Raw genomic sequence first — 23164 nt, 5'->3', positions numbered from 1 at the left:
GGTTAATCTTCCGTCTTGAACACGATCAGGCGCGCGCCTTCCGCCACCTGCGCACCCGGTTCGGCGGCAATCTCCGCCACCTCCGCGTCGGAGGGCGCCACAAGCACGTGCTCCATCTTCATCGCTTCGACGATGGCGAGCCGCTGACCCTTCTCGACCCTGTCGCCCGGCTGCACGAACACGGCCACCAGCTTGCCGTGCATTGGCGCCTTGACCGAGCCGCCCTCGTCCATGTGTTCGAGATCCACATCGAAGGGGTCGTAAGGCTGCACCAGCGTCTGGCGTCCGTTGCGCAGGATGTAGACGCCGTGCGGTGCCTCGACCTCCTGGTCGATCTCCTCATCGGCCCAGGGGTCGCTCTCGCCAACGGCCACCGTGCTCGCGCCATGGTGCTCCGGGCTGAATACCTCACGGGCATCGACCCGCTCGCCATCGACGAGGAGCGGCACGCCGACGCTACGAGCCCCGAGCAGTTGAAAGCCATCCGGGCTCGACCAGGGCGAGGATGGTTCGTCGCTCTTCTGCAGTTCGATCATGCGCAGGCGCTCGATCTCTCGCGAAATGAGCGCCGCCGCACCGAACGACACGGCGACGTCGTCGCGCGGCTGAGGTCCGACACCGAGCGCGTCGAGATTGCGGTCGATGAACCCCGTGTCGAACTGCCCTGCCCTGAACCCTTCTGCTTCGCACAGCTTCTTGAGGAAGGCCGCGTTGGTTTTCGGACCGGCGACAATCGTCCGGCCAAGCGCCTCGGCCAGGAGCGAAAGCGCCTCCTCGCGCGTCTCGCCGTGCGCGATGACCTTGGCGATCATCGGATCATAATAGGGCGTGACCTCCGCTCCGGCCTCGACGCCGGTGTCGATGCGGACGCCCTCGCCTTCCGGGAACTCCAGAGCCCAGAGCTTGCCTGTCGACGGCAGGAACTCCTTCTCCGGGTCCTCGGCATAGAGCCGCGCCTCTACCGCATGACCGTCGATGGCGAGATCGTCTTGGCTGAACGGCAGCGCCTCGCCGGACGCCGCGCGGAACTGCAGTTCCACAAGGTCGAGTCCCGTGATGGCCTCCGTGACCGGATGCTCCACCTGCAAACGGGTGTTCATCTCCATGAAGTAGAACCGGTCCGGGCGCAGGCCCTCGCGGCCGTCGGCGATGAACTCGACGGTGCCGGCGCCCACGTAGCCCACCGCGCGGGCGGCTTCCACGGCGGCGCGGCCCATCACGTCACGCATCTCGGGCGGCATGCCGGGAGCGGGCGCTTCCTCGATGACCTTCTGGTGGCGGCGCTGGAGCGAGCAGTCCCGCTCGAAGAGATGCACCACGTTGCCGTGGCTGTCGGCGAAGACCTGGATCTCGATATGGCGCGGCGAGAGGATGTATTTCTCCACCAGCACCCGCGGATCGCCGAAAGCGCTCGCAGCCTCGCGCTGGGCGCTCTCCAGAGCGGCGTCGAAGTCCGCCGCCTTCTCGACCCGCCGCATGCCCTTGCCGCCGCCGCCCGCCACCGCCTTAATGAGGACCGGGTAGCCGATCTCGTAGGCCTTCTGGCGCAGGAAATCCGGATCCTGCTTGGCGCCGTGGTAGCCGGGCACCACCGGGACCCCTGCCTGCTGCACGAGGGCCTTGGCGGCGTCCTTGAGGCCCATTGCCTTGATGGCGGAGGCTGGCGGGCCGACGAATACTATGCCGTTCGCCGCGCAGGCCTCGGCGAACTCCGCCCGCTCGGACAGGAAGCCGTAGCCGGGATGGATGGAGGCGGCTTTGGTGCGCCGGGCCACTTCGATGATCCTGTCGATCTGGAGATAGCTCTCGCGGGCAGGCGGCGGGCCGATGAGATGGGCTTCGTCCGCCATCTGCACGAACAGCGCATCCGCGTCGGCTTCCGAATAGACCGCAATGGTGCGCATCCCCAGCTGCCGGGCGGTGCGGATGATGCGGCACGCGATCTCGCCGCGATTGGCAATCAGGACGCTCTCGAGCATGTCCATCCCTTGTCTGATGTCCGTTCAGGTTTTGGGAAACCTAGAGCAAACCTCAAGCCTCTTGTCACGCGCGAACCGCCCCTGGGGCTCGTCGTCCAACAGGCCGGCCGTCCCTTTCGGGTTAAAGGGCCGATCCGATGCAACTTTGTGCAACTCTCCTCTTGCCCGGACGTTTGTTCCACGCTAGCCTTCTCTTGCAAATAATTTGCAACTGCAGAAAGTGACCATGGATCAGTCGGCTCCCGTCTCCCTCGTGCAGAAGGCCGCGTGGCGGCGCTCCTCGGACCTGCCCTCCCTGCCGGAGGTCAACCGCTCCATTGCCGTGCGGCGGGGATCGACGTGGCGACGGGCAGCGGCCTTCATGGGGCCGGGCTATCTCGTGGCCGTGGGCTACATGGACCCGGGCAACTGGGCGACGTCTCTCGCCGGCGGGTCGAAATACGGCTACGCCCTGCTGTCGGTGGCGCTGATCTCCAACATCATGGCGATCATCCTGCAGTCGCTCTGCGCCCGTCTGGCCGTAGCCACCGGCCGAGACCTCGCCCAGGCCTGCCGCGATGCTTACCCGCGGCCCGTCGCTTGGGTGCTCTGGGCGCTGGCGGAACTCGCCATCTGCGCCACCGATCTCGCCGAGGTCATCGGTACGGCCATTGGCCTCAACCTGCTCTTCGGCATCCCGCTGGAGATCGGCGTCATCATCACGGCGCTCGACGTGTTCCTGATCCTGTATCTGCAGAACCTCGGCTTCCGCTGGGTCGAGGCCTTCATCATCACCCTGCTCGGCGTGATCGCGGTGTGCTTCGGCATCCAGATCGCCATGGCGGACCCGAACTGGGCCGGCGTGATCGCGGGCTTTGCGCCGACGACGGAGATCGTCACGAATCCGGACATGCTCTACCTCGCGCTCGGTATCCTCGGTGCCACGGTGATGCCGCATAACCTCTACCTGCATTCCGGCATCGTGCAGACCCGCGCCTATGGCGAGACGCTTCCCGAAAAGCGGGAGGCCCTGCGCTTCGCCACCTGGGACTCCACCATCGCGCTGATGTTCGCGCTTACCATCAACGCTTCGCTGCTCATCCTGGCGGCGGCCGCGTTCCACCACACGGGGCGCACGGAAATCGCCGAGCTCGGCGAGGCGCACACCCTGCTCCAGCCGATCCTCGGCAGCGCCATCGCGCCGATGCTGTTCGGCCTGTCGCTCTTGTGCTGCGGCCTCAACTCGACGGTCACGGCCACAATGGCGGGCCAGATCGTCATGGAGGGCTTCATCAACTTCAAGATGGCACCCTGGATGCGCCGGCTCATCACGCGCGGCATCGCCATCGTCCCAGCCTCCATCGTCACCATCGCCTATGGCGAGAGCGGCACGGCGAAACTGCTGATCCTGAGCCAGGTGATCCTGAGCCTCCAGCTCCCCTTCGCGATCATTCCCCTTGTGACGATGACCGCCTCGAAGGCCAAGATGGGCGCCCTCGTGACCCCACGATGGCTCACAGCCCTTGCCGGCTTCATCGCGGTGGTGATCGTGGTGCTGAACGTGAAGCTGCTTGTGGATTTCGTGTTGGGGTGAGCCAGGCTGAGAGGCCTATTGCGTCCGTGCCAGTTTCAGACCAGAGCGCCATGTCAGATCCGCAAGCAGTCCTGCGGGAAGAATCGAGAGCGCAGGCGTTGTCGGAACACCGGCAGCATCCAACAGGTCGGCGACCCAATGGTTGCACACATGAAACAGGTTGAAATGACCTGACGCTTTGTAGAACAGGCTTGGTCCATAGAGACCGGGACCCAGTTCCTGAGGCCGCCGATCACCGTCCGTCGCGAAGGACTCTTCGATCTTCTGCGCGAGACGAGAGAAACCCTCCGGGGAGAGCCTGATTCTTACGACATCGGCTGCGGCAAAAATCCGTTCCGGTTCTTCGTCCAAGCCGACAACATGCAGAACGCTTCCTTGGCCCTGCCCCGTGAGGGCGAGCCAAGCGAGACGCCAATTGAAGTCATGGGGCGTGGGTGTGGCCCGATAGAATTCGGCATCGCCCCACCCGAACTCGACCCAATCGTAATGCTGGAAACGTGAGGCAATTGAAATCAGAGCCGGCAGCCCCTTGGCACTTCCCAGATTGGCTACCTGTCTGCGGGGAAGCGCCAATCCAGAGTGATAGCCGTTGCTGACGAACACCACCTCAAGACCATCTCGTCCGGCAGGAAACAGCTTGGGATCACCATGCCGGGCAGTCAGGACGATGAAGCCGACCAAAACGAAAAGAAGGGCGATGACGCCCTTCAGTCCTGTTCTCCATGCAAACCTCAACCGGCATCCTTGAGGCGGCCCAGCGCCTCTTCCATCTTCGCCTTGCGGGTCAGAGACTCCTCGCGACGCTCGCGCTGCTCCTCGACGACCTCTTCCGGCGCGCGCTTGATGAAGTCCGCGTTCCCGAGCTTGGCGTCGATCTTGCCGACCTCCACATCGAGCTTCTGGATCTCCTTGGCGAGGCGAGCGCGCTCGGCGTCGAGGTCGATCACGCCCTCCAGCGGCAGGGCTGCCGCCTCGCCGCGGATGAGGAGCTGGATCGAGCTCTTCGGAGCGGCCTCCGCGAAGGAGATGTCGGAGATGCGCGCCAGGCGCTTCACGATATCGCCCCAGCGTCCGGCTCGGGCCTGCACGTCGGCGGAGGACGCCACGAGCACGAGCGGGATCTGAGCGCCCGCCGGCACGTTCGTTTCCGAGCGGGCGGAGCGGATCTCGTTGACGAGGTCCACCACCCAGCCGATCTCGGCCTCGGCCTGCTGGTCGATGAGGTGGTCGAGATTCGACCAGGCGCTCAGCGCCAGGATCGCCTCACGGCGCGGACCATCCTCGCCCTTGATCGCCCAGAGCTCTTCCGTGAGGAAGGGCATGAACGGGTGCAGGAGCTTGCAGATCTCGTCGAAGATGAACGCGATCGTCGCGCGGGTCTCGGTCTTCGCCGCGGAATCGGCGCCCTGCAGCACAGGCTTGGACAGTTCAAGTGTCCAGTCGCAGAACACGTTCCAGACGAAGCGATAGGCTGAGAGCGCCGCCTCGTTGAACTTGTAGGCCTGGATGCCAGCGGACACCTCGTTGATCGCCTTGGCACACTCGCTGAGCGCCCACTTGTTGAGCGTCTCCGTCACGGCCTTTGGATCGAAGCCCTCGACGCGTCGGCACTCGTTCATCTCGGCGAAGCGCGCCGCATTCCAGATCTTGGTGGCGAAGTTGCGGTAGTTCTCCACGCGCTGAACGGAGAGCTTGATGTCGCGCCCCTGAGCGGCCATCGACGCCAGCGTCATGCGCAGGGCATCGGCGCCGTACTGCTCCACCACGTCGAGCGGATCGATGACGTTGCCCTTGGACTTCGACATCTTGGCGCCCTTCTCGTCGCGGACGAGGGCGTGGATGTAGACGGTGTCGAAGGGTACTTCGTCCATGAAATGCAGGCCCATCATCATCATGCGGGCGACCCAGAAGAAGATGATGTCGAAGCCCGTAACCAGGGTGTTGGTGGGGTAGTAGCGCTTCAGCTCCGGCGCATCGTCTGGCCAGCCGAGGGTCGAGAACGGCCAGAGCGCCGAGGAGAACCATGTGTCGAGGACGTCCTCGTCGCGTTTGAGCACCACGTCTTTTCCGTGCTTCGCGCGCGCCTCGGCCAGAGCCTCATCCTCGCTCATAGCCACATAGGCGTTGCCCTGATCATCGTACCAGGCCGGGATCTGGTGGCCCCACCAGAGCTGGCGTGAGACGCACCAGGGCTCGATGTTCTCCAGCCACTGGAAATAAGTCTTCTCCCAGTTCTCAGGCACGAACTTGGTCTGGCCCTTGCGCACCACGTCGAGGGCGCGGTCGGCGAGCGGCTTGACGTTCACGTACCACTGATCCGTCAGGTAAGGCTCGATCACCACGTTCGAGCGATCACCGTGCGGGACCACATGGGTGTTCGGCTCGATCTGCACGAGGATCTCGCGCTCTTCGAGCATCGCGATGATGCGCTTGCGCGCCTCGAAGCGATCCAGGCCATCGAGGGCGAGAACGGCCTTGAGATCGTCGGTCTGCGCGAGCCCATCGAGGAAGTCTTCATTGCCGGAAAGCACCAGCTGCGCCTCGGTGCCGAAGATGTTGATGAGCGGCAGCTTGTGGCGCTTTCCGACTTCGAAATCGTTGAAATCGTGAGCGGGAGTGATCTTCACCGCGCCGGTGCCCTTCTCCGGGTCGGAGTATTCATCGGCCACGATGGGAATGCGGCGGCCGACCAGCGGCAGGATCGCAAATTGGCCGATCAGGTCCTTGTAGCGCTCGTCCTCGGGATGAACCGCCACGGCCACGTCGCCCAGCATGGTCTCGGGACGGGTGGTGGCGACTGTGATCGAGCGATCCGGCTGACCATCGATGGCGTAGCGGATGTGCCAGAGGTTGCCCTTCACCTCGACCTGCATGACCTCCAGGTCGGAGATTGCCGTCTGGAACTTGGGGTCCCAGTTCACGAGGCGCTTGTCCTTGTAGATCAGGCCCTGCTTGTAGAGGTCGACGAAGACCTTCAGCACGGCCTGGGACAGGCCCTCGTCCATGGTAAAGCGCTCGCGCGACCAGTCGCAGGAGGCGCCGAGGCGCTTGAGCTGGCGCACGATGGTGCCGCCGGACTCTTCCTTCCACTCCCAGACGCGCTTGACGAACTCCTCACGGCCCAGGTCACGGCGCTGGATCTGGCGCTCGGCGAGCTTGCGCTCCACGACCATCTGGGTGGCGATGCCGGCATGGTCCATCCCCGGCTGCCAGAGCACGTCCTTGCCGCGCATCCGCTCGAAGCGGCAGAGAATATCCTGGATCGTGTTGTTGAGGGCATGCCCCATATGGAGCGAGCCGGTCACGTTCGGCGGCGGAATGACGATCGTGTAGGGTACAGCGTTCTTGCGATCCTCGCGCCCGGCCTTGAAGGCCTCGGCCTCCTCCCAGCGGGTGGAAATGCGTGCTTCGACAGAGGAAGGATCGAACGTCTTGTCCATCATGATAGATACCGGCCCGTTGGCGCGAATAACGCGCAAGCAAGACGGCTACAAACCGGACCGACCGGCCGAAGTCAACAGACGCGAGGCAATCTCAGCCCCGGCTGCGGGTCACCCGCTCGATTTCGGCCCGGACGAGGCGCTCCACCAGGGAAGGAAGATTGTCGTCGAGCCATGCCTTGAGCATCGGCCGCAGCATCTCCTTCATCAGGTCCTCCACGGTCTGCGGCTGAGCGGGCTTGACTGTCTCGCTCAGGCGGTTGAAGGCGCCGGACACCGAGGCGCTGGTCTCGCTGGAGAGGAGACTATCAGCGGCAGTTGGGGTAGGCTTGGCCGCGGCCTTGAGGATAGGCTCAGGCACGATGATGGGCGCGGGCGCCGGCTCCTCCGATGCGTCAAAGGCTTTCCAGTCGGAACTCGTTTCCACATCCGACCGATGATCGACGAAGGCAGCATCCCCTCGGCTCCAGGGGCCCAGAAGCGGCTCATTGGGACTCGTGCCGATGAGGGGCGACACATGAAGCTCCGCAATGTCCAGCACGTTCTTCAGGGGTGAGGAACTCGGCTCTTGGTGTTCGGAGGGCGGTGACACCTCCTGATCGTCGGAGATGATCCGCCGGATGGAAGCCAAAATATCTTCCATCGATGGCTCGTTAACTTTCAGGCTCGATGAACCCATAGCCGCATCCAAATCAAAAACTTCAAGAATCACATTCTCATGAATGTTCGTTAAGTATTTTACGCAAGCTTTTAGAAAACAAGCAGGGCCAGAACTAAAAAGTTCTGGCCCCGAAACTTATCAACGACCGTCCGGCGTCGACGTGCCGATCCAAAGATCCTTGACCTGATCGTAGTGAATCTTCGGGCTGTAGTGATTCACCTTCAGAGCGAGGGCGCGGGAGTTGAGCCGCCCCATGGCATTGACGAGGCTGTAGGAGGCAACCACCCGGTCGCGCTGGGCCTGGATGAGGTTCACACGCGCGGTGAGGAGTTCCTGCTGGGCGTTCAGCACGTCGAGGGTCGTGCGCTGGCCGACGCGGGCCTCCTCGCGCACGCCGCTCAGCGCGGTTTCAGCGGCATCGATCTGCGCCTGCGCGGCCTGGATCTGCGCGCGGGCCGCCTCCAGGCGTCCCCAGGACGACTGCACGGCGGCGCGGACCTGGTCGCGGACCGAGTCGGCCTCAAGACGACGTTGTCCTGCCTCTTCCTTAGCCTGGCGGGTGGCGGCGTAAACCTGACCGCCCTCGTAGATCGGGACCGTCAGACGCGCGACCACGGAAGCGGACAGGGCGCTGTCTCCCACCGCCTGGCGGTCATAGCGCTGGTCGACCGATCCAGCCACACCCAGTTGCGGCGCAAGCGCGCCCTGGGCAACCTTCACCTGCAGCTCGGCCACATCCACCGCGTGCTGACGCGCCTTGATCGCCGGATGCTCGTTCAGGGCGATCTTCACGGCCGCATCGACCGAGCGCGGCGTCAGGGCGTCCAGGGGACGCCCCGGCGCAAGCTGCTGAGGTTCGACGCCGACAACTTGGCGATAAGTGGCGATGCTGTTGCGCAGGTTGGCCTCGGCCAAGCTCGCCTCGGACCGGGACGCAGCCAGACGGGCCTCCGCTTGAGCAACGTCGGTCCGGGTCACCTCGCCGACATTGAAGCGGTCTCTCGTCTGCCGCAGCTGCTCGTCGATCACCTCGACGTTATTGCGCTGCAGGTCGAGGATGGCCGTATCCCGCAGGACATCCATATAGGCGGTCGCGGCATCGAGCAGCACGCTCTGCTCGCTCGTATTGAGCTGTTCCCGAGAACCGAGCACGCCGGACTCCGCCGCGCGAACGCGGTTGCTGGTCTGAAACCCGTCGAAGATGGGCTGGTTGATCTCGACGCCGAATCCGCGGGGCGTCGAGCGGCTGATGCTGCTTCCGCCGCCGAAAGGCGTTCTCGGCCTGCCGGTGTCGGCTTCCACAAAGGTTCGGCCGATGTCAGCCGTTGCATTGATCCGGGGGCGATAGCCCGATTTCGCCTGCGCGACGTCCTCGTCGCGAACGCGGACGCCGGCCCGCTGGGCATTCAACTCGGGATTGTTGCCATAGGCGCGCGCCAAGGCGCTCTCCAAGGTCTCCGCTGACACCCCGCTGGCGCTCATCAGAACGAGCACCGAGGTCATGGCCCCAAAGAGCAAGCGATACGTCTTCTTGGAATTCTTCTCGTACACGCGCACCTGCCTAGCGATTCAAGGCCATCGACCGCCATCGACGCCATTTTAGAAATCGTTCCGACTCAAAGCGCAACAATACCCAAGGGAACCGAGTCGGCAACAACGCGCTGCACTCAATTCCATTTTTGCGCCCGGGTGGCGCAAAAAAGCGACACCGCCAAACCGAGAAATAAAGGATTTGGAAAGGATTAGAACGTGAAGCCAGGGACCTGAACAAACGGAGCCAGCAGGGGAGCGGCCGCCTCGAACAGGGCGCGCTCGCCGACAGCATCGCCGGTGCGCACATAAAGGGTCGCCCGGGCTGCGCGCCCGCGGCCCTTCACACAGGCCAGTCGCCCGCCTTCGGCAAGCTGCTGGAGCAGCGCTTCCGGGCGAACCTCGACGGCACCGTTGATGAGAATGGCATCGTAGGGAGCATTGCCCGCGTGGCCTTGCTCCAGAGGTCCCGTCACGACTGTGACGTTTCCTGCGCCGGCTGCGCTCAGGCTTTGCCGCGCCGCGCCGGCAAGAGTATCGTCGGCTTCGAGCGCCGTGACCTGAGCCCCGAGCTCGCTGAACACCGCCGAGGCGTAGCCACGGCCGCAGGCCACGTCGAGCACGCGGTCGCCTGCATCGATCCCGAGAGCCTGAACCAGGCGCCCCAGGATCATCGGCGAGAGCATGTAGCGCCGTTCGGGGCCGTCGCTGACGAGAACGTCTTGGTCGATATAGGCAAGCTCTTCACGGCCCGGCAGCACGAAAAGCTCGCGCGGCACGCTGTCGATGGCGTCGAGAAGGGGAATGTCGTTCACATCGAAAGTGCGCAGCTGGCCATCAACCATGATACGGCGCGCTTGAGCGAAATCGACCATCGACAGTGCCTTTAGAAATTGTTGGAGGCCTCGCCCGGAATCGAACCGGGGTGCAAGGATTTGCAGTCCTCTGCGTAACCACTCCGCCACGAGGCCATCCGGGGCGTGCCGCGAACGCGACGGCTGCTCCATAGCAAGCGTCCCCCCAAAGAGCAACAGCCCCTTTTGAACTCTCGCGCGCCAACAAGGGGGTTGCAACGCTCAAAACCCGTGCTATATGCCTCCCACCTCGCCGGGGAACGGTCTTTGAAGACACCGCGGCGCTCGAGAAGCTCATATATCGGCTTCTTTGGAGGTTAGGCTTATTCCGGCGTGGCGCAGCGGTAGCGCAGCGGACTGTTAATCCGTTGGTCGTAGGTTCGAATCCTACCGCCGGAGCCAACCTTCACCTCTCCATCACAAGCTGTCGATCTTCGCCATCTGCGGTGTCGCGCACGGTAAGCGTGGCTGTATGGTGTCGGCATGAACAGCGATTCACCTGCCCCCGTCCTCGTCTGGTTTCGCGACGATCATCGCCTGAGCGACAACCCTGCCCTGTCCGCAGCGGCGGTAACCGGATCGCAGGTTCTATGCTTCTACGTGCTCGACGACGGGTCCGAGGGCATCCGTCGGCTTGGAGGCGCAGCCCGCTGGTGGCTGCATGGATCGCTGAAGGCGCTCGGCGACGCCTTGGAGCGCGCCGGCTCCAGCCTACTCCTCCTGAGAGGCTCCCCTCTGTCCGTCGTCGAAAATGTGGTGCGGGAAAGCGGCGCTGCGGCCATCTACTGGAACCGCCGCTATGACGCGGCCGAAATTGCCATCGACAGCGCCATCAAGGCGCGGTTGGCTGATCGCGGCATCAGGGCTCACAGCTTCAACGGTCGTCTCCTGCACGAGCCCTGGGAGATCACGAACCAGGCCGGCAAGCCATTCCAGGTCTTCACCCCCTACCTTCGGGCCGTGAACGCCCGGTCGATCAAACCTCCAATATCAGCTCCTCGAGGGCTAAGCGGCGGCGTCTGGGCGCCATCGATTCTCGATCAGGCCGTCTCGCTGGCGGATCTCGGCCTCGAACCCTCATCCCCGGACTGGGCGGCCGGAATGAGGCAGGAATGGCAGCGGGGCGAGCACGTCGCTCAAGCCAAGCTCTCCCGGTTCGTCGAAACAGGCCTGAAGGGCTACGCCCAGGGGCGGGATCGGCCTTCGCAGGCGGGCACCTCGCGCCTGTCGCCGCACCTGCGCTTCGGGGAGATCAGCCCGCGGCAGATTTGGCATTCGGTTAGGAATGCGGTCGAGGCCGAGCCCGGACTGGAGCGGGATGCGGAGAAGTTCCTGAGCGAGATCGCCTGGCGCGACTTCACCCACCAGCTGCTTCATTTCTACCCGCATCTGCCGGACAGGCCACACAGCAGCCGGTTTGAGAACTTCCCCTGGAGCGAAGATCGCCAGGCATTGCGGGCCTGGCAGAGAGGCCTCACCGGCTACCCTATCGTCGATGCCGGCATGCGCCAGCTCTGGCGGACAGGCTGGATGCATAACCGGGTGCGCATGATCACCGCCTCCTTCCTGGTGAAGCACCTGCTGACCGACTGGCGCCGGGGCGAGGCCTGGTTCTGGGACACTCTCGTCGATGCGGACCCGGCCAACAACGCCTTCAGCTGGCAATGGATCGCAGGCTCCGGCCCCGACTCGGCTCCCTTCCACCGGATTTTCAACCCGGTGACCCAGGGCGAGAAGTTCGATCCGGACGGGGACTACATTCGAGCCTATGTTCCCGAACTCGCGCGGCTCCCATCGGCCTTCATCCACAAGCCGTGGGAAGCTACGCCCGGCGTGCTTCGTGAAGCGGGTGTCGTTTTGGGCGACACCTATCCGGAACCCATCGTCCCTCACGGCCCGGCCCGCGAGCGCGCCCTTGAGGCCTTTCGCAGCCTGCGGGACTTGGCATCCGAACCCGCTCCCTGCCATCCGACGGCGGGAATGGCTTGACCCGCCGCGCCCGTTGCCGTCAGCATCGCCCCTCGCCTTTCCATATGTTGAGACGCTCATGACCGCCACGACACTGCTTTTCCGCGACGATGCCTATGCCACCTCCTGCGACGCGCGGGTTCTCGGGATCACGCCGGAGGGCGGCGTCATTCTCGACCGCACGGTGTTCTACGCCCAGGGCGGCGGGCAGCCGGGCGACGTGGGCGCGCTCGTGAAGGCCGATGGCGACAGGATCGAGATCACCAACACCGTCTACGCCGCTGACCGCTCGCAGGTGGCGCATCTGGTCGGGACGGAAGCAGCCTCCCGGCTGGCGGAAGGCGACACCGTGACCCTGCAGCTCGACTGGCCGCGGCGCCTCAAGCGCATGCGCGTCCACACGGCGCTTCATCTGCTCAGCGTGGTGCTGCCCTACCCGGTTACCGGCGGTTCCATCGGCGATGGCGACGGGAGGCTCGATTTCGACATCCAGGATGCGGGCCTCGACAAGGCAGCGATCACGGACCAACTGAACGCGCTGGTGGCCCGTGACGCTCCCGTCACGGAGCGCTGGATCACCGATGAGGAACTCGATGCCAATCCCGGCCTCGTCAAAACCATGTCGGTGAAGCCCCCGCGTGGGTCAGGACGAGTGCGTCTTGTGGAGATCGAGGGAATCGATCTTCAGCCCTGCGGCGGCACCCATGTGCGGCGCACGGCTGAGATTGGCACGGTCGTGATCACCGACATCGAGAAGAAGGGCAAGCAGAACCGGCGCGTTCGCCTGTCCCTTGCCGACTGAACCCTATCTCCCATCCGAAAGGAGTGGCCCATGTCCCAACCGTTCGTGTCGACCGTTTGGCTGCAGGAACACCTGAACGACCCGAACCTCGTGGTCGTGGACGGTTCCTGGTATCTGCCCACGCAGAACCGCGATTCGCAGGCCGAGTATCTCGCGGGTCACATTCCCGGCGCGGTGCGCTTCGACATCGACACCGTGAAGGACACCTCGTCGTCCCTGCCCCACATGCTGCCCTCGCCCGAGGAGTTCGCGAAGGCCGCCGGCGCGATGGGGATCAGCGAGAGCATGACCATCGTCGTCTACGATGGCGCCGGCCTGTTCTCGGCCCCACGGGTCCGCTGGACCTTCCAGGCCTTCGGTGCGCGCAATGTCTCGATCCTCGACGGCGGCTTTCCCGCCTGGAAGGCCGAAGGACGGCCGGTCGAGACCGGTCCGGAAAAGCCCCGCGCGTCCCGCACCTTCACCCCCAGTTTCAACCCCTCCGTCGTGGCGGATGCCACGGCCGTGCAGCAATCCCTGCAATCGAATGCCGCCCAGGTGGTCGATGCCCGACCGGCCGACCGCTTCCAGGGCGAAGCCCCCGAACCACGGCCCGGCCTTCGCATGGGTCACATCCCGGGCAGCCTCAATCTGCCCTTCGACCGGATCATTGAGAACGGCCGCCTGAAGGACAAAGAGGGTCTCGAGAAGGCCATCGCCGAGGCCGGCGTCGATCCTGGCCAGCCCGTGATCACCAGCTGCGGCTCCGGGGTCTCGGCGGCCATTCTCGGCGTTGCATTCGAGGTTGCCGGCCGCCCGATCAAGGCGATCTATGACGGCGCCTGGGCCGAATGGGGCGCGCGGGAGGATCTGCCGGTAGCCACAGGGCCGGCGAAGAAGAGTTCGTAACCCTCACTGACCATTCGCCCGAGGTCGTCACCGTCCTTGTGCCGGTGATCCCGATCGGTGAAGCACAGCGCCTTTCGAGATCGGGATGGCCGGGACAGGCCCGGCCATGACGCGGGAATGGACAATCAGGCAAAAGAAAAAAGGCCCCGAGCGATCTCGGGGCCTTTTGCGTCTCGCGGGATCCGCCTCAGTGCAGGATCTGGGACAGAAAGAGCCGGGTGCGCTCGTGCTGCGGGTTGCGGAAGAACTCGTCCGGCGTGTTCATCTCCACGATCTGCCCGTAATCCATGAAGATCACCCGGTCGGCCACCTGGCGGGCGAAGCCCATCTCGTGGGTCACGCACAGCATGGTCATGCCCTCGTCGGCCAAGCCCACCATGGTGTCGAGCACTTCCTTCACCATCTCGGGATCCAGCGCCGAGGTCGGCTCGTCGAACAGCATGATCTTGGGGCTCATGCACAGGGAGCGGGCGATCGCCACGCGCTGCTGCTGGCCGCCGGAGAGCTGGCCCGGGTACTTGTTGGCCTGCTCCGGGATCTTGACCCGGGTCAGGTAGTGCATGGCGACCTCCTCGGCCTCCTTGCGGGGCATCTTCTTCACCCAGATCGGCGCGAGCGTGCAGTTCTCGAGGATCGTCAGGTGCGGGAAGAGGTTGAAGTGCTGGAACACCATGCCGACATCGCGGCGCACCTCGTCGATGCGCTTGAGGTCGTCCAGCAGCTCGACGCCGTCGACGATGATGCGGCCCTTCTGGTGCTCCTCAAGGCGGTTGATGCAGCGGATCATCGTGGACTTGCCGGAGCCCGAGGGGCCGCAGATCACGATGCGCTCGCCGCGCTTCACGTTCAGGTTGATGTCCCGCAGAACGTGGAACTCGCCGAACCACTTATGGACATCGATCATCTCGATCGCCGGCTGGGCGTTCGGGTCGATCGTGGCGGAAGGAATATGCTGAGCAGACATTGTCGTTGCCATGATTGTTTACCGTTTCTGACCAGCCGCAAGGCGCCGCTCGACCCCGAGGGAGTATCGCGACATGCCAAAGCAGAAGACGAAGTAGAACAGGGCTGCAAAGGCATAGCCCGTGATGCCGATGGTGGGCGCCGCCCAGGCGGGATCGATGCGCGACGCCTCGATGGTTTTGACCAGATCGAAGATGCCCACGATGGCCACCAGGGAGGTATCCTTGAACAGGCCGATGAAGGTGTTCACGATGCCGGGGATCACGATGCGCAGGGCCTGCGGCAGGATGATGAGGGACATCATCTGCGGGTAGTTGAGGCCGAGCGACATCGCACCCTCATACTGCCCCTTCGGCATGGCCTGAAGGCCGCCGCGCACCACCTCGGCCATATAGGCGGAGGCGAAGAGCGCCGTGCCGATGAGCGGCCGCAGCAGGCGATCCACCGTCATGTCGCCCGGCAGGAAGAGCGGCAGCATGGTGTTGGCCATGATCAGGACCGTGATCAGCGGCACGCCGCGCACGAACTCGATGAAGATCACCGAGGCCATCCTGACGATCGGCAGCTTCGAGCGCCGCCCGAGGGCCAGCACGATGCCGAACGGCAGCGACACCACGATGCCGACCGTCGCCACCAGCAGGGTGACGAGAACGCCGCCCCACAGGGACGTGGGCACATGGGCGAGGCCGAAATCGAGATCGACCAGAGCGAGGGTCACGCCGATCACGCCCACGATGCCGCCACCCAGGATGAAGGCTGGGCGCAGGGAGGCCTTGAGCAACGCGGCCACGAAGGCGAAGAGGGCGATCACCAATGCGCCGAAGATGGCGAACCCGATCCAGAAGCGGCCGCTGAAGCTCTCGTTGCCGCCCGTCAGTAGGATGTAGGAGACGACCGGGAACACCCAGAAGAAATAGACCGCTCCCAGGTCCCGCCGCGGCGCCTTCAGCCACAGGAGCCACACGACGCCGATGGCCAGGAGGGCGAAGAAGATGTTCACCCGCCAGCGCTCCGATATCGTGTAGGAGCCGTAGATGAAGTAGTTGAGCTTGTCCCAGATGAAGGCCCAGCAGGCGCCGCTCTCGCTGCCGCCCGTGTCGGCGCGGCAGGCGGCCCGGTCGGTGCCGGTCCAGACCGCATCAATGATAAGGAACTTCATGAGCGGCGGAACGCTGACATACAGGAGGTAGAACACCACCAGGGTCAGGATCGTGTTGAAGGGGCCGGAAAAGAGATTCTCCCGGATCCAGGCGATGGGTCCTCGGGCCAGATTGGGCGGGGGCAGAGCCTCCACCTCCCTGGCGCGGACGAAATTGGGCATGTCGACGGCGGTGCTCATGGGATCTCCTACCGTTCGACGATCGCCACACGGCGGTTGTAGACGTTCATGAAGGCCGAGGTCAGCAGGCTGATGGTCAGGTACACGCCCATGGTGATCACCACCACCTCGATGGCCTGGCCTGTCTGGTTGAGCACGGTTCCCATGAAGACCTGCACGAGATCCGGATACCCGATGGCGACAGCCAGCGACGAGTTCTTCGTCAGGTTCAGGTACTGGCTCGTCAGCGGCGGGATGATGACGCGCATGGCCTGGGGGATCACCACCAGGCGAAGGATCTTGCCCGGCGGAAGACCAAGGGATCCCGCGGCTTCCGTCTGTCCTTTCGAGACTGCGAGGATACCGGCGCGGACGACTTCGGCGATGAAGGCCGCCGTATAGGTGACGAGGCCGAGAAGCAGCGCCACGAATTCCGGCAGGATCTGCATGCCGCCGGTGAGGTTGAACGTGCCCTTGCGCGGCATCTCGAAGCTGATGGGATTGGCACCGAACAGCGCCAGCACGATCCAGGTCAGGATCGGCAGGACGAAGACCAGGGTGAGCGTCACCTTGATGACAGGGGATTGCCGGCCGGTCTGCTCCTGCTGAATCCTCGCCCAGCGGCGATAGAAGAAGCTGCCGACCAAGCCGAGAACGAGAACGGTGACGAGCACCCCAATGTTGGGCGCCCAGAGGGGCTTGGCCATGAACAGGCCGCGGGAATTCAGGTAGAATCCAGCGCCCATCTCGAGGGAGTTGCGCGGCTGCGGCAGAGCGCCGAGCACCGCGATGTACCAGAACAGCAGCTGGACCAGCAGCGGGACGTTGCGCAGAACCTCCACGTAGACCATGGCGACCTTCGCCACCATCCAGTTCTTGGACAGGCGCGCGATGCCAACCAGGAAGCCCAGGAAGGTCGTGAAAAAGATGCCGATGGCCGAGACGATCAGCGTGTTCAGGAGGCCGACGATGAAGGCATCGCCATAGGTGCTGCCTGCCGCGCTGAACTGGATCAGGGTCTGGCTGATGTCGAAGCCGGCCGTGTTGTTGAGGAAGCCGAAGCCTGAGGCAATCCTGGCGCGCTGCAGGTTCTCGATGGCGTTCGTTGCGGCCACATAGAACAGGAAGATGACCGCGGCGACGAGGACGACCTGATAAAAAATTCCACGAACCTTCGGATCGTAGAGAAACGATTTCTTGGGGGGCGATGTCTGACTGACAGCGGTCTGCACTGAGTTCATCCTCTGGCGGCTCTCGATACCCGGCCGTCATCCCCTGTTCGTGCCCGGGTCAAGCGGCTTTTTGTTATTGTCGAGGTGTATTCTTGAAGGGCGCCCGGGAGACCCGGGCGCCCTGTTTTCGGATCGCTTAGCGAACCGGGATGCCGTATTGCAGGCCGCCCTTGGTCCAGAGCGCGTTCTGGCCGCGCTTGATCTTCAGGCGCGAGCCTTCGCCGACGTTCTTCTCGAACGACTCGCCGTAGTTGCCCACGTGCTTGATGACGCGCACGGCCCAGTCGTTGGTCAGGCCGACGGTCTCGCCGAACTTGCCTTCCGTGCCGAGCAGACGCTTGATCTCCGGGTTGTCGGAGGTCTTCATCTGGTCGACATTGGCCTTGGTGACGCCGAGCTCTTCAGCGTTCAGCATGGCCATGTGGGTCCAGCGGACGATGTCGCCCCACTGGTTGTCGCCGTGGCGGACTGCCGGGCCAAGCGGCTCCTTCGAGATGATCTCGGGCAGGACGATATGATCGTCCGGAGCCGAGGCGCGCAGACGCTCGGCATAGAGGCCGGAGGCGTCCGTGGTGAAGGCGTCGCAGCGGCCGGCGTCATAGGCCTTGAAGGTTTCGTCGGAGGTCGCGAACGCCACCACTTCGTACTTCATGTTGTTGGCACGGAAGTAGTCGGCGAGGTTCAGCTCGGTCGTGGTGCCCTGCTGGGTGCAGATCGAGGCGCCGTTCAGCTCTTTGGCGGAGGAGACGCCGAGCTTCTTGCGGACCATGAAGCCCTGGCCGTCGAAGTAGTTGATGGCCGGGAAGTCGAGGCCGAGCTGCGTGTCGCGCGACATGGTCGCGGTCGAGTTGCGGGACAGCACGTCCACCTCGCCCGACTGGAGCGCCGTGAAGCGGTCCTTGGCGGCGAGCGGGATATAGCGAACCTTGGTCGGATCGTCGAAGATCGCGGCTGCGATGGCGCGGCAGAGGTCCACGTCGAGGCCGGTCCAGTTGCCCTGGGCGTCAGGCTGGCCGAAGCCGGCGAGACCCGTGTTCGAGCCGCAGGTCAGAAAGCCCTTCTGCTTCACGCTGTTGAGCGTAGCCTGGGCCGAAGCGGCCGTGGCGAACAGGCTGGCCGTCAGACCGAAGGCAATCGTTACGAGAGCCTTTTTCATGTTGGTATGTTCTCCCAATAGTTCCACATGACTCGACGGATCCTGGATACCCCCCAGCCGAGCCTCGGTTAGTCCGTTCCGCGCCGCCTCGGTCGAGACGGCATCGAAATCCATCAAATTCAATGATTGATCACTGGTCAAGTCTTGATGGGAGGCAATTCGTGGCTGACTTGACGTCAAAGGCCGCGCGGTTTCAGATCGAGGCCTCCTCAGCAAGCCCTTGAGCCGATGTCAAAACTCCCCCCTAAGCCTGAAAACGTCTCGGAACGCACCCGCCTCGTCCATGCCGGACGGGAGCCCTTCGAGCAGCACGGATTCGTGAACACGCCGATCTATCGCGGCTCCACGGTCCTCTACCCCACGACCGACGACCTGCTGCACCGGCGCGGGCGCTATTCCTATGGGACTAAGGGGACTCCGACCACAAATTCCCTCGAAATCGCCTGGACCGAACTGGCCGGTGCCGCGGGTACGGTGCTCGCGCCGTCGGGCCTCGCGGCGGTCACCGTCGCCCTCATGTCGTGCCTCAAGGCCGGCGACCATCTGCTGATGACGGATTCGGTCTATCTGCCGACCCGGCACTTCTGCAACGGGATGCTCAAGAAATTTGGTGTGGAAACCACCTATTACGATCCGCAGATCGGCGCCGGGATCGAGGCCCTGCTCCGTCCAAACACTACGGCCGTGTTCACGGAGGCTCCGGGATCGCAGTCCTTCGAGATGCAGGACATCCCGACTATTGCCGAGGTGGCGCACCGGCATGGGGCCGTGGTCCTCATGGACAACACTTGGGCGACCCCCCTGCTCTTCCCGCCACATGAGCGCGGGGTCGACATCGCCATCGAGGCCGGCACCAAGTATCTCAGCGGCGGTTCGGACCTTCTGCTCGGCATGGTCTCGGCCAACGAGCGCTGCTTCAAGGCCCTTCGCGACACCTACGATGCCTTCGCCATGTGCCCGGGGCCTGAGGACGTATTCCTGGGGTTGAGGGGCCTGCGCACCATGGCGCTGCGTCTGCGCGAGCACGAGAAGCAGGCCCTGGAGATGGCCCGCTGGTTCGAGGCCCGGCCGGAGGTGGCACGGGTGCTCCATCCGGCGATCGAGAGCTATCCCGGCCACGAGATCTGGAAACGGGACTTCAAGGGCTCTTCGGGCCTGTTCTCGATCGTCCTCAAGCCCTGCTCGGACCGGGCGCTCGCCGCCATGCTCGACGGCCTTGCCCTCTTCGGCATGGGCTATTCCTGGGGCGGGTTCGAGAGCCTCGTAATTCCGTTCAATTGCGCCAGCTACCGCACCGCGACCCGCTGGGAACCCGGCGGGCACTCACTTCGCTTCCATATCGGGTTCGAAGACCTGGACGACCTGAAGCGTGATCTCGATGCGGGCTTCACCCGTCTCCGCGAGGCGGACTGATGGTCTAAGATCGAGGATTGCCGGTGCCGGCGACGTGAAGCCTCTCACGTCGGCAAGTCGGCCTCGGCCTTCCGCCGCTTGTCCTTGGCGATGAGCATCAGATTTCGAATGTAGATGAAGATCGACAGCATCTGGGGCAGGATGATGACGATGTCGCGCCGGGCAAAGCCATAGACCATCGTCATCAGCCCGCCGGCGATGGACAGGAACCAGAATCCCATCGGGATCACGCTCTTTTCCGCCTTTTCGCTCGCGATCCACTGGACGATGAAACGTGCGCCGAAGACGAGCTGGGCCAGAACCCCGAACGCGGCCCAGAGATCGAAACGGGCGACGAGGACGTCGTAGAAGTAGAGCCCCAGGTCGTGGGACAGGCGCATCAGCATCAGACGATTTCCATCAGACGATTTCTTGGGCAGCGGGAACGCGGCGGCGGCGGCGGATCAACCACCAGACCCCGGCCAAGTCAAGGATGCCCACCCACAGCCGGTCGAACATCCCGTAATTCGAGTGCCCCGCATGGCGGGGCCGGTCGACCACGTCCACATGGGCGATCTGATACCCTTCGCGTTTGATGAGAGCCGGCATGAAACGGTGCAGGGCGTCGAAGTACGGCAGGCGCAGATAGACGTCACGTCGGAAGGCCTTGAGCCCGCAGCCCGTATCCCGGGTACCGTCCTTCAGAATGCGGCCCCGGACGCCATTGGCGATGCGGGACTGCCACTTCTTGTATGCGCCGTCCTTGCGCCCGACCCTCTGCCCGGCCGCAAGGGCAACGGCCGGATCGTCGAGGGCGGCCACGAGTTGAGGGATGAAGGCGGGATCGTTCTGCCCATCCCCGTCCAGGGTGACGACGACAGGCGCGCGGGCCGCCTGAACCCCGGTCCGGACGGCCGCGCTCTGGCCGCAACTCGCCGCGTGGCGCATGAGGCGCAGCCACGGTCGCGTCGCGCGGGCGCTCAGGACCTGCTGCCCCGTCTCGTCGGTCGAGCCGTCATCCACATAGATCACCTCGAAGGCTGCAAGCGCGGCGCAGGCCTGCTCGATCTCCTCCACCAGCGGGAGGATGTTGAGCGCCTCGTTCTTGACGGGCACCACGACGCTGATGCGCGGGCTTGTGGAAAGGTCTGTCATCCGTCCAGGGCCATCTTCGGCCACCTCTTCGAAGGGCATGTCAGGCTCTAGAAACCTGTGCCGTAGGCCGCGATATCGACCTGCCGCCCGCTGTTGATGTTGAATCCCTGAACCCGGGCCGAGAGCACCGGCTTCTGCTGCGACCGCTCGTTCTCGGCCCGGAACTCGCCCTCGAAGCGCTTGTCCACGAAGACGACGCGACAGCCGCCCTGGCGCAGGAACCGGGAGGCCTCGGCCCCACTATCCAGCATGTCGAGATTCGTGCCCGTCAGGAAGACGAGGCTGGGCTCGCGATAGCCCAACGTCGCCACCAGCGGGTTCTCGCAGGGTACGTTGCGGGCCACCTCGGCGAGACGATCCGAAATCTTGAGGGACCGCAGGTCGAGCTGGGCGAAGCCGAACACGCCGACGGCGAGGAAAGCCGAGGACAGGAAGCCGGCCCAGAGGGTCGGCACCATCCGGTTCTTTACGAACAGCCACCAGGCCCAAAGGGCCAGGAGCGACGAGATGACGAGCGCCGGCAGCGCCCGGAAGGGCGGCAGGCCGTCGAAGGACCAGGCAACTGCCGACAGCCCGATGGCAAGGCCGACCGGGATGAACGGGATCAGCAAAGCTGCGGGCTTTGCGGCCGGCCGATGCGGGCCCACGAAGTGCCTGGCAATTGCCATCACGGTGATGATCGCCACTGCCGGAAACAGCGGCATCGTATAATGCGGCAGCTTCGTCGGAACCGCCTCGAAGACGATCCAGGACGGGACGATCCAGGCGAGCGCGAAGGCGACCGGTTCCTCCTGGCGGTGGATCCAGGCGAAGGGCACCGCAATGGCGGCCAGGATGGCGCCGGGCCAGAAGGTTGCGAAGAAGGACAGCAGATAGAAGCCGGGCGGCGCCCAGTGGTATTTCTGCGCGGTGCCGACCTTGCCGAGCATGTCCTTACCCACAGAGGCCGCGAAGAACTCACCGCCGCTCTTGATGGCGATGGCCACGAACCACGGCAGAACGATCGCAAGGGTGAAGAGAAGGCCGAGCCCCGGCCTCAATGTCAGCAACCAGCGGGCGGAGCGCTCCTTATAAGAGAGAACCGCCGCCGCGAGGCCTGCGAACATGAGGACGAGAGGACCCTTGATCAGAATCCCCAAGGCAAAGCCGGTCCAGAAGATCAGCAGCGACCGCCGGGGCAGGACGCCGGCGCCGCGGCTCAAATAGGCGCGGGCGAGGCCTCCCATCACGGCCACCGAGCAAGCGGTGAGCATGGCATCAGTCTTAGCAAGCCGCGCCTCGACCATGAGGATGACGCAAGTCGCCATCAGAGCGGCCGTCAGAAAGGCCCCTCGCCTGCCGAAGAAAGCCAGGGCCGCCCAATAGGTCAGCAGGATCGTGGCGATGGCCCCGAACAGGGACGGGATCCGGTAGAGCGCGATGGTGGTGTGTGCCTCCGGCACCCCCAGAGCCTCGCCCAGGGCGACGCTGGCGCTCTGCAGCCAATAGATACCCACAGGTTTCTTGTGCCGGGCCTCGTCCTGGAAGCGGATATCGACGAAGTCGCCGGTCTCCAGCATCTGCTTGGAGGCCTGGGCATAGCGCGGCTCGTCCCGATCCATGGGCTGGAGCGTGGTGAAGCCCGGCAGGAAGCAGACGAGCGAGAGCAGCACGAGCACGGCGCAGAGACGCGCATGGCTCCGCTCGACGATGCTCGTTACTTGGGCCACGGAGACGTGGCGCAAGGACATCCGCTGCTGGGGGACAGAACCGTCCATCAATCACTCCGGAGGCGGGAAAGCCGTCGTGCCGGTAGGGATTCCCATGGGCACGAGCCATCAAACCGCGTGATGTCCTCCAAACCCGCCGGGAAGTCAAATCGACGGAAGGCAGCGGCTTGCCGCTCAAGGAACACGCGCGCTCGGGCAGGCATTGCCTGACAGGTCAGGTTGAACCCTGGAGGTCCCGCCATGAACAGGTCCGCCCCCTGGTGCACCGCTGCCCTTCTGGTGCTGTTGGCCTATCCTGCCATGGCACTCGACCGGCCCGTCGTCTGGCGGGACGAGGATACCGGCTGCGCTTACCTGCTCACGCCCCAGGGCGGCATCACGCCCCGGCACCGCCGGGACGGGACCCTCGATTGCCCGGACGTGGCTGCCGGGACGGGGGTGGTCGAGAACATGGGCCGGGACATCGCGCGCGGCCTGGATGCCCTGCAACGTGAGGTCGAGCGCCTGCGCGAGCTCTACAACAACCGCCCTTGAGCTTGAGGAG

Annotated in this window: 19 protein-coding genes and 2 tRNA genes; 7 read left to right on the top strand and 14 right to left on the bottom strand. The window is 64.4% G+C overall.

Annotated elements, in window-relative coordinates; all coding sequences use genetic code 11:
• Nucleotides 1–2: 2 nt before the first annotated feature.
• The gene (locus MA07_RS16700; RefSeq protein WP_036353641.1) at nt 3–1979 is read right to left on the bottom strand and encodes an acetyl/propionyl/methylcrotonyl-CoA carboxylase subunit alpha; all 1977 of its coding nucleotides are present in this window, start codon (nt 1977–1979) and stop codon (nt 3–5) included.
• Nucleotides 1980–2205: 226 nt separating this feature from the next.
• On the opposite strand from MA07_RS16700, the gene MA07_RS16695 reads away from it, so the two are divergent.
• Nucleotides 2206–3552: an Nramp family divalent metal transporter gene (locus MA07_RS16695; RefSeq protein WP_036353300.1), complete on the top strand. Its 1347-nt coding sequence runs from the start codon at nt 2206–2208 to the stop codon at nt 3550–3552.
• Between the two features lie 15 nt (nt 3553–3567).
• Here the strand turns inward: MA07_RS16695 and MA07_RS16690 are convergent, their stop codons facing one another.
• From MA07_RS16690 to MA07_RS16665, 6 genes are all read right to left on the bottom strand, one after another.
• Nucleotides 3568–4287, bottom strand: a complete 720-nt coding sequence (locus MA07_RS16690; protein ID WP_036353297.1) for a DUF2459 domain-containing protein — start codon at nt 4285–4287, stop codon at nt 3568–3570.
• Complete coding sequence (locus MA07_RS16685) at nt 4284–6995, bottom strand: valine--tRNA ligase (protein WP_036353294.1); 2712 nt, start codon at nt 6993–6995, stop codon at nt 4284–4286. Before MA07_RS16685 ends, MA07_RS16690 begins: the two co-directional genes overlap by 4 nt.
• A gap of 91 nt (nt 6996–7086) precedes the next feature.
• A complete protein-coding gene (locus MA07_RS16680; protein ID WP_036353291.1) occupies nt 7087–7635 on the bottom strand; it encodes a DUF2497 domain-containing protein in 549 nt (182 codons plus the stop codon).
• 156 nt (nt 7636–7791) lie between these two features.
• Nucleotides 7792–9156, bottom strand: a complete 1365-nt coding sequence (locus tag MA07_RS16675; protein ID WP_052003260.1) for a TolC family outer membrane protein — start codon at nt 9154–9156, stop codon at nt 7792–7794.
• Between the two features lie 239 nt (nt 9157–9395).
• The gene (locus tag MA07_RS16670) at nt 9396–10058 is read right to left on the bottom strand and encodes a protein-L-isoaspartate O-methyltransferase (protein ID WP_036353288.1); all 663 of its coding nucleotides are present in this window, start codon (nt 10056–10058) and stop codon (nt 9396–9398) included.
• A gap of 22 nt (nt 10059–10080) precedes the next feature.
• A tRNA-Cys gene (locus MA07_RS16665) sits at nt 10081–10154 on the bottom strand.
• Nucleotides 10155–10364: 210 nt separating this feature from the next.
• On the opposite strand from MA07_RS16665, the gene MA07_RS16660 reads away from it, so the two are divergent.
• The 4 genes from MA07_RS16660 (at nt 10365) to sseA (ending at nt 13695) form a co-directional block, all read left to right on the top strand.
• A tRNA-Asn gene (locus MA07_RS16660) sits at nt 10365–10439 on the top strand.
• 81 nt (nt 10440–10520) lie between these two features.
• Nucleotides 10521–12026, top strand: a complete 1506-nt coding sequence (locus MA07_RS16655) for a deoxyribodipyrimidine photo-lyase (RefSeq protein ID WP_052003240.1) — start codon at nt 10521–10523, stop codon at nt 12024–12026.
• Between the two features lie 58 nt (nt 12027–12084).
• On the top strand, nt 12085–12807 hold the full coding sequence (locus MA07_RS16650) for an alanyl-tRNA editing protein (protein ID WP_036353285.1): 723 nt from the start codon (nt 12085–12087) through the stop codon (nt 12805–12807).
• A gap of 30 nt (nt 12808–12837) precedes the next feature.
• Nucleotides 12838–13695 carry a 3-mercaptopyruvate sulfurtransferase gene (gene sseA, locus MA07_RS16645; RefSeq protein ID WP_036353282.1) on the top strand — a complete coding sequence of 286 codons (858 nt, stop codon included), beginning with the start codon at nt 12838–12840 and terminating at the stop codon, nt 13693–13695.
• A 187-nt stretch (nt 13696–13882) separates the two neighbouring features.
• On the opposite strand, the gene MA07_RS16640 is transcribed toward sseA, so the two are convergent.
• From MA07_RS16640 to MA07_RS16625, 4 genes are all read right to left on the bottom strand, one after another.
• Complete coding sequence (locus MA07_RS16640; protein WP_152568895.1) at nt 13883–14659, bottom strand: amino acid ABC transporter ATP-binding protein; 777 nt, start codon at nt 14657–14659, stop codon at nt 13883–13885.
• A gap of 18 nt (nt 14660–14677) precedes the next feature.
• Nucleotides 14678–15997, bottom strand: a complete 1320-nt coding sequence (locus MA07_RS16635) for an amino acid ABC transporter permease (protein ID WP_036353277.1) — start codon at nt 15995–15997, stop codon at nt 14678–14680.
• An 8-nt stretch (nt 15998–16005) separates the two neighbouring features.
• The gene (locus MA07_RS16630) at nt 16006–17217 is read right to left on the bottom strand and encodes an amino acid ABC transporter permease (RefSeq protein ID WP_036353273.1); all 1212 of its coding nucleotides are present in this window, start codon (nt 17215–17217) and stop codon (nt 16006–16008) included.
• 127 nt (nt 17218–17344) lie between these two features.
• On the bottom strand, nt 17345–18364 hold the full coding sequence (locus MA07_RS16625; RefSeq protein WP_036353270.1) for an amino acid ABC transporter substrate-binding protein: 1020 nt from the start codon (nt 18362–18364) through the stop codon (nt 17345–17347).
• A 228-nt stretch (nt 18365–18592) separates the two neighbouring features.
• Here MA07_RS16625 and metC point away from each other — a divergent pair, with 228 nt between their 5' ends.
• Nucleotides 18593–19777, top strand: coding sequence for a cystathionine beta-lyase (gene metC / locus MA07_RS16620; RefSeq protein ID WP_036353266.1), 1185 nt, complete (start codon nt 18593–18595; stop codon nt 19775–19777).
• A 44-nt stretch (nt 19778–19821) separates the two neighbouring features.
• Here the strand turns inward: metC and MA07_RS16615 are convergent, their stop codons facing one another.
• The 3 genes from MA07_RS16615 to MA07_RS16605 are packed head-to-tail and all read right to left on the bottom strand — an operon-like array spanning nt 19822 to nt 22668.
• The gene (locus MA07_RS16615; protein ID WP_036353263.1) at nt 19822–20163 is read right to left on the bottom strand and encodes a lipid-A-disaccharide synthase N-terminal domain-containing protein; all 342 of its coding nucleotides are present in this window, start codon (nt 20161–20163) and stop codon (nt 19822–19824) included.
• 13 nt (nt 20164–20176) lie between these two features.
• The gene (locus MA07_RS16610; RefSeq protein ID WP_036353633.1) at nt 20177–20911 is read right to left on the bottom strand and encodes a glycosyltransferase family 2 protein; all 735 of its coding nucleotides are present in this window, start codon (nt 20909–20911) and stop codon (nt 20177–20179) included.
• A 47-nt stretch (nt 20912–20958) separates the two neighbouring features.
• Nucleotides 20959–22668 (bottom strand): glycosyltransferase family 39 protein, encoded by a 1710-nt coding sequence (locus MA07_RS16605; RefSeq protein WP_036353260.1) that lies wholly within the window; start codon nt 22666–22668, stop codon nt 20959–20961.
• A gap of 192 nt (nt 22669–22860) precedes the next feature.
• On the opposite strand from MA07_RS16605, the gene MA07_RS16600 reads away from it, so the two are divergent.
• Nucleotides 22861–23154 carry a hypothetical protein gene (locus MA07_RS16600; RefSeq protein ID WP_036353257.1) on the top strand — a complete coding sequence of 98 codons (294 nt, stop codon included), beginning with the start codon at nt 22861–22863 and terminating at the stop codon, nt 23152–23154.
• Nucleotides 23155–23164 lie beyond the last annotated feature (10 nt).

Origin of the sequence: Microvirga sp. BSC39 (assembly GCF_000739015.1) — a bacterium.
GTDB lineage: Bacteria > Pseudomonadota > Alphaproteobacteria > Rhizobiales > Beijerinckiaceae > Microvirga.
This window is presented reverse-complemented; position numbering and strand designations above follow the sequence as displayed.

Coding starts and splice junctions, on each gene's coding strand:
- MA07_RS16635 (WP_036353277.1), bottom strand. CDS start 15,997: ATGAGCACCGCCGTCGACATGCCCAATTTCGTCCGCGCCAGGGAGGTG.
- MA07_RS16600 (WP_036353257.1), top strand. CDS start 22,861: ATGAACAGGTCCGCCCCCTGGTGCACCGCTGCCCTTCTGGTGCTGTTG.
- MA07_RS16630 (WP_036353273.1), bottom strand. CDS start 17,217: ATGAACTCAGTGCAGACCGCTGTCAGTCAGACATCGCCCCCCAAGAAA.
- MA07_RS16650 (WP_036353285.1), top strand. CDS start 12,085: ATGACCGCCACGACACTGCTTTTCCGCGACGATGCCTATGCCACCTCC.
- metC (WP_036353266.1), top strand. CDS start 18,593: ATGTCAAAACTCCCCCCTAAGCCTGAAAACGTCTCGGAACGCACCCGC.
- MA07_RS16685 (WP_036353294.1), bottom strand. CDS start 6,995: ATGATGGACAAGACGTTCGATCCTTCCTCTGTCGAAGCACGCATTTCC.
- MA07_RS16700 (WP_036353641.1), bottom strand. CDS start 1,979: ATGCTCGAGAGCGTCCTGATTGCCAATCGCGGCGAGATCGCGTGCCGC.
- MA07_RS16615 (WP_036353263.1), bottom strand. CDS start 20,163: ATGCTGATGCGCCTGTCCCACGACCTGGGGCTCTACTTCTACGACGTC.
- MA07_RS16670 (WP_036353288.1), bottom strand. CDS start 10,058: ATGGTCGATTTCGCTCAAGCGCGCCGTATCATGGTTGATGGCCAGCTG.
- MA07_RS16680 (WP_036353291.1), bottom strand. CDS start 7,635: ATGGAAGATATTTTGGCTTCCATCCGGCGGATCATCTCCGACGATCAG.
- MA07_RS16640 (WP_152568895.1), bottom strand. CDS start 14,659: ATGTCTGCTCAGCATATTCCTTCCGCCACGATCGACCCGAACGCCCAG.
- MA07_RS16655 (WP_052003240.1), top strand. CDS start 10,521: ATGAACAGCGATTCACCTGCCCCCGTCCTCGTCTGGTTTCGCGACGAT.
- MA07_RS16610 (WP_036353633.1), bottom strand. CDS start 20,911: ATGACAGACCTTTCCACAAGCCCGCGCATCAGCGTCGTGGTGCCCGTC.
- MA07_RS16605 (WP_036353260.1), bottom strand. CDS start 22,668: ATGGACGGTTCTGTCCCCCAGCAGCGGATGTCCTTGCGCCACGTCTCC.
- sseA (WP_036353282.1), top strand. CDS start 12,838: ATGTCCCAACCGTTCGTGTCGACCGTTTGGCTGCAGGAACACCTGAAC.
- MA07_RS16695 (WP_036353300.1), top strand. CDS start 2,206: ATGGATCAGTCGGCTCCCGTCTCCCTCGTGCAGAAGGCCGCGTGGCGG.
- MA07_RS16625 (WP_036353270.1), bottom strand. CDS start 18,364: ATGAAAAAGGCTCTCGTAACGATTGCCTTCGGTCTGACGGCCAGCCTG.
- MA07_RS16675 (WP_052003260.1), bottom strand. CDS start 9,156: ATGACCTCGGTGCTCGTTCTGATGAGCGCCAGCGGGGTGTCAGCGGAG.